This window comes from Psychroserpens mesophilus (genome assembly GCF_000826645.1).
GTDB classification, from domain to species: Bacteria; Bacteroidota; Bacteroidia; order Flavobacteriales; family Flavobacteriaceae; genus Psychroserpens; species Psychroserpens mesophilus.
The window spans coordinates 194,679-200,813 of sequence record NZ_JXJP01000013.1; the positions used below are offsets into that span (position 1 = coordinate 194,679).

General features: G+C 35.6%; 3 protein-coding genes. 2 read left to right on the plus strand and 1 reads right to left on the minus strand.

The window, feature by feature from the left end; genetic code table 11:
• The first annotated feature begins 17 nt into the window (after nt 1–17).
• A complete protein-coding gene (locus tag TD18_RS11135; RefSeq protein WP_040252528.1) occupies nt 18–5,603 on the plus strand; it encodes an alpha-2-macroglobulin family protein in 5,586 nt (1,861 codons plus the stop codon).
• A gap of 55 nt (nt 5,604–5,658) precedes the next feature.
• Nucleotides 5,659–5,970: an antibiotic biosynthesis monooxygenase family protein gene (locus tag TD18_RS11140; RefSeq protein WP_040252530.1), complete on the plus strand. Its 312-nt coding sequence runs from the start codon at nt 5,659–5,661 to the stop codon at nt 5,968–5,970.
• 1 nt (nt 5,971) lies between these two features.
• Here TD18_RS11140 and TD18_RS17040 read toward each other — a convergent pair.
• The coding region (locus TD18_RS17040; RefSeq protein WP_152611364.1) for a T9SS type B sorting domain-containing protein at nt 5,972–6,135 on the minus strand (164 nt) is incomplete at its 5' end.

A 6,135-nucleotide genomic window follows, 5' to 3' on the forward strand; every position in this document is an offset into this window, starting at 1 on the left:
AAAATATTCTATAAACCATGAGACTAAATCAGCTTTCTATACTCATCATAACTCTAATATTTGTGTTCTCCTGCAAGAAAAAAGACAGCATCAATCAAGAGACTGATAACTTATTTAAATACAGAGATTATATTAGTTATACATCATCAGGTCTGCAATCGGTAACCGAACCTATTACTATTAATTTATCTCGTGATGTTGAGGGTTGGGAAATGAATCAGGACATTCCAAATGATATCATTAAAATTTCTCCTCATGTTGAAGGCACGCTCAAAACCTTAAACAAACACACTTTGATATTTACACCAGATGAGTATCTTGAACCTGCTACTGAATATACTGTTCTGGTAAAACTGAATGAGATATACAATGACATGCCGAAAGACTATGAAGATTATGTCTTTCAGTTTAAAACCATCACACCTAGTTTTAGCCTAAGTACTAAAGATTTACAGTCTTATTCTAAACAATGGCAATACATAGAAGCGGTTATAAAATCTGCTGATATCATTTCGATTAAGGATGCTAAAACGCTGGTTGAAGCCTCTCAAAATGGAAAACCTTTAAAAATTCACTTTAATGAATTAGTAGAACACTCAAAGTATTTTGAGTTTAGAATTGATAGTATTAATCGCTTGGTTGAAGATTCAGAAATTCTAGTCAAATGGAATGGAACATCTATAAAAGCGGATAATAAAGGGGAAAACACATTAGCCATTCCTGGTATAAATAATTTTACCATAATTAATGTTGAATCTTTTAAAAGTCCTGAACAATATTTGTCTATTAATTTTTCAGATCCATTACAGAAACAACAAAATTTTGATGGCTTGGTGACGATTGAAAATGTGAAAAATCCAAAATTTACTGTCGATGGAAACGTTTTAAAGGTCTATCCTGATGGCAAACTCGTTGGTGATCTTCAGGTACATATTTTTGAAGGCATTAAAAATCTTGACGGTTATAAATTGAAAAGACCTTTTTCTGAAACCATTTCATTTGAAGAATTAAAACCAATGGTTCGCTTGATTAGCAACGGAACGATTTTACCAAATTCAAACGACCTAAAATTTAATTTTGAAGCTGTAAATCTGAGTGCTGTAGATGTTCGAGTGATTAAAATATTTGAAGATAACATCTTGCAATTTCTTCAAGACAATCCAATGAATAGCAACAATCAAAACGAAATCAAACGCGTTGGTCGTCGCATTGCTAAACAAACGATACAGTTACAAACTGCTGCTGAAAATTCTGGAAAATGGAAGGCTTACAGCATCGATTTATCTAAGTTTTTTAAAGCGGATGCTGGAGCTATCTATCGCGTCGAGCTGAGCTATAACAGAAATTACTCTTTATATGATTGTGAGGCAAACCCGAATAGTGAAGTTGAAGACGATGAGTACGACGATTACTATTATGAAGATGATTACTACTACGAAGGCGATTATTCAGATACCAATACCGAAGACGAAGATTTAAAGGAAGAAGAATACTGGGACAATCGTACGTACAGATACCGAAACTACACCTATAATTGGAGACAACGTGAAAATCCGTGTCACGATGCCTATTACGATGATGGCAAAATTGTATCTCAAAATTTATTAGCTTCCAACTTAGGTGTGATTGCAAAACAAGGTGCAGATAATACCTATTATTTTGCTGTGACGAATATTCTGAATACAAATCCTGAAACTGGAGCAACTATAAAATTGTTCAACTTTCAGCAGGAAGAAATTGCTTCCCTTTCAACAAACAATGAAGGTTTAGCAACGGTTGAAGCTAATAAATATGCAAGTTTCGCTATCGTTTCAAAAGGAAATAATACCAGCTATCTCAGACTTACTGATGGCAATTCGTTGTCTTTAAGCAAGTTTGATGTGTCCGGAAACAGGCTACAACGCGGACTTAAAGGCTATATTTATGGCGAACGTGGTGTTTGGAGACCAGGAGATTCGTTGTTTTTAACGTTTATGCTGAATGATAAGGCAAATGAGCTTCCAGAAGGCCATCCTGTAAAACTAGAAGTGACTGATCCTAACGGAAAGTTGATTTACAAAAATGTGACTTCAGATAACCTCAACAACTTTTATAAGTTTATCGTACCAACCTCTTCTGAAGGCAACACAGGAAACTACAACGCAAAAGTCTCTGTTGGAGGTGCACAATTTTACAAAGCCTTAAAAGTTGAAACCGTTAAGCCTAACCGACTTAAAATTAAAATAGATTTTGATGATGACGTGCTTTCTGGAACAGAACCTCTCAACGGAACACTTGATGTAAAATGGTTACATGGTGCTCCAGCAAAAAATATCAAAGCGGAAGTTAAAGCCAAATTTAGTACGTCTTACACCAATTTTGAAAATTATAAGGGTTACGTTTTTAGAGATCCAACACGACAATTTAATTCGGAAGAGCTCAATGTCTTTGAAGGCAATCTCGATGAAAATGGAAAAGCAACCATCAACACCAAACTCGATATTGGCAAAAATGCACCTGGAATGCTAAACGCTCAGTTTTTAGTGAGAGCTTTTGAAAATGGTGGTGACTTTTCTTTAGATGCCTTTACCAAAACCTATTCGCCTTATGAATCTTATGTAGGTTTACGTTCACCTGAAGGCTACCATTATGGTTCGTATTTCACAGATACCAATCAAACCTTTGACTTAGCAGTCGTTGATAAAAACGGAAAGCCAGTAAAACGCGATAACCTTGAAATTAAAGTTTATAAAGTCGAATGGCGTTGGTGGTGGAATTCCTCCTACGACAACTTATCAAACTATGTGTCGAGTAGTTACCACAGACCAATTCTTGAGCAAAAAGCATCTACAGATGCTAAAGGAAAAACAACGTTTACCATAAAAATTCCAGAAAATGACAGAGGTCGTTATCTCATCAGAATTTATGATCCTGAAAGTGGACATGCTACAGGAAGAACAGCTTATTTCTATAAAAACTGGTCTGGATTCTCTGCTGGAAATGATAAAGAAGCGGCTAAAATGTTAGTATTTGCTTCAGATAAAGAAAAGTATAATGTTGGTGAAACAGCCACGATTAAATTTCCGTCAGGTAATGAAGGACGAGCATTGGTAAGCATTGAAAACGGTTCAGATGTAATTGAATACAAATGGGTAAAAACAACTAAAGGTGAAACTGAAGTTAAAATTCCTATCACGTCTGAAATGGCTCCAAATGTGTTTTTGAATATCTCGTTACTACAACCTCATGCTATAACCAGCAACGATTTACCTATTCGTTTGTATGGTGTCATTCCTATTTTAGTTGAAGACCCAAAAACGATTCTTGAACCAGAATTACGAATGGCGAGTGTCTTGCGACCTGAACAAGAGTTTGAAGTCTTCATTACTGAAAAGAATAACAAATCAATGACCTATACGATTGCTATGGTTGAAGAAGGTTTATTAGATTTAACACGATTTAAAACTCCAAATGCTTGGAATGACTTCTATTCTCGTGAAGCTTTAGGTGTGAAAACTTGGGATATTTTTGATGATGTAATTGGAGCTTATTCAGGAAGTATCGATCAGGTGTATGCTATTGGTGGAGACGGAAGTGCTGCTAAAGGAAAAAACAAAAAAGCAAACCGGTTTAAGCCAGTCGTTACCTATTTAGGTCCTTTTGAACTGGAAGCTGGCGGAAGAAATAATCATACCATCAAACTTCCAAATTATATTGGCGCAGTTCGAACCATGGTTGTTGCTGGAAATAATGAAATGGAAGCTTATGGAAGTACTGACAAATCGGTTGAAGTTAAAAAGCCTTTAATGGTTTTAGCAACCTTGCCAAGAAAATTAAGTCCTGGTGAAAAAGTCACACTTCCAGTAACGGTTTTCGCTATGGAACCTAAGGTCAAAAACGTGAATCTGAGTTTGAAATTAAGTGACGGGATTTCAGTAGTAGGAAATGCAACACAACAATTATCATTTCCAAAACCAGATGAGCAAATGGCGTATTTTGAATTGGATGTGAGTAAAGCAAAAGGCATCAATACGATTGAAGTCATTGCCACTGGAAATGGTGAAACCTCGACTTACAAAGTAGAATTAGATGTTGTAAATCCGAACCCGATAACTTCAAAATTTGAAACTACAGAACTCGAAGCAAATACCACTGAAACTTTAAACTTTTCAACCTTTGGAGTTCCTGGAAGTAATTTCGCAACGGTTGAATTTTCAACGCTTCCTCCAATGGATTTCTCAAAACGTTTGCAATATTTAATTCGTTATCCTCATGGATGTCTAGAACAAACGACTTCAGGCGTGTTTCCACAATTGTACTTAACTGATATTTTCGATTTAACATATGAGAAGAAGCAAAAAATTCAATCTAATATCGAAAATGGAATCAAACGCATAGGAAATTTCCAGAGACCAAATGGAGGTTTAAGTTATTGGATGGGAGAAAATACAGCTAATGATTGGGGAACAAGTTATGCTGGACATTTTATGATTGAAGCCGAAAAGAAGGGCTACGTATTGCCACTAACATTTAAGAGCAATTGGTTAAGTTATCAAAAACAAGCTGCTCGAGATTGGCGACCAAGTTATCGACGTTACAATTCAGATTTAGCTCAAGCTTACAGATTATACACTTTGGCTTTAGCTGGAAGTCCAGATTTAGCTTCAATGAATCGTTTGCGTGAATTTGAAGAGATTTCAAACGAAGCAAAATGGCGTTTAGCAGCTGCTTATGCTTTAGCTGGACAAAAGGAAGCAAGTGAGCAATTATCAAGAACGGCTAACATCGATTTTCAACCTAAGGATAATAATTATTACACCTATGGTTCTGTAAACAGAAATAGAGCCATGGCACTCGAAACGATGATCATCACTAAAAATCCGAAAGCGAGAGAACTTTCAAAAACCATTGCTAAAGATTTAACCAGTGAGCGTTGGATGAGTACTCAAACAACAGCATACTGTCTGTTAGCAATGGCAAAATTGGTTGAGGCTAATGGTGGAAAAAACATGAATTTCACTTACAGTTTTAATGGTAAAACAGAAACGATTAATACCCAAAGTTCTATCGCTCAGCGTGAACTTTCAGTAATTGATGGCTCAAACACTTTAACTCTTGAAAATGCTGAAAATAATATGGTGTACATACGCGTTTTAAATTCTGGTAAATTACCTTTAGGACAAGAATTAACAGAACAACGTGGATTAAGTGTCTCTGTGATTTATACAGATTTAAAAGGAAATCGCATGGATGTGGACAAGCTGCAACAAGGTCAGGATATTGTGGCTAGAATTACGGTGAGTAATACTGATAACAGAAGTTTGAATGATATTGCTCTAACTCAAATTTTCCCATCAGGATGGGAAATTGTAAACACACGTTTTACCGATTTTGGAGACACCACAACAAGCACAGCGAGATATACAGATATTAGAGATGATCGTGTGAATTTCTATTTTGACTTAGGAAAAAAAGAAAGCAGCTATGGTACTAAAGTGTTTACAGTAATGTTGAATGCAGCTTACCTTGGAAGGTATTATTTACCAGGAACACAAGTCGAAGCGATGTATGATAATGATTATTTTGTGAGAACTAAAGGTCGTTGGATTACTGTTGAGAAATAAACCTTATCATTTAAAACATCGCTAAGCATGACAGCATTTTTGAAATTCAAAAAATATGAAAAACAACAACCCATATTACGCAGTTATTTTCACATCAACCCATTCTGAAAACACAGAAGGTTATACTGATATGGCAATACAAATGGAAATACTTGCAAAGGCTCAAGATGGATTTTTAGGTATTGAAAGTGCAAGAGATACAATTGGAATCACGGTTAGTTATTGGAAAAGTTTAGATGCTATTACAAACTGGAAACAACAAAGCGATCATTTAATAGCACAACAAAAAGGCAGACAAGATTGGTATAGTTGGTATAACGTTAGGATTTGTAAAGTAGAACGTGAATATGAATTTGTAAAAGATTAGCTTACCTTTTCAGGGTAAAATGGGCTTTAAATTCTTTACGTTCTCCGGTATTTGGTTCATTGTACTCAACTACAAACCAGTAGTCACTTGTTGGCATTGGGCTTCCATTATAGTTACCATTCCAACCCTCACTCGATGGACTAATTTGTTTTAATAGTTTTCCGT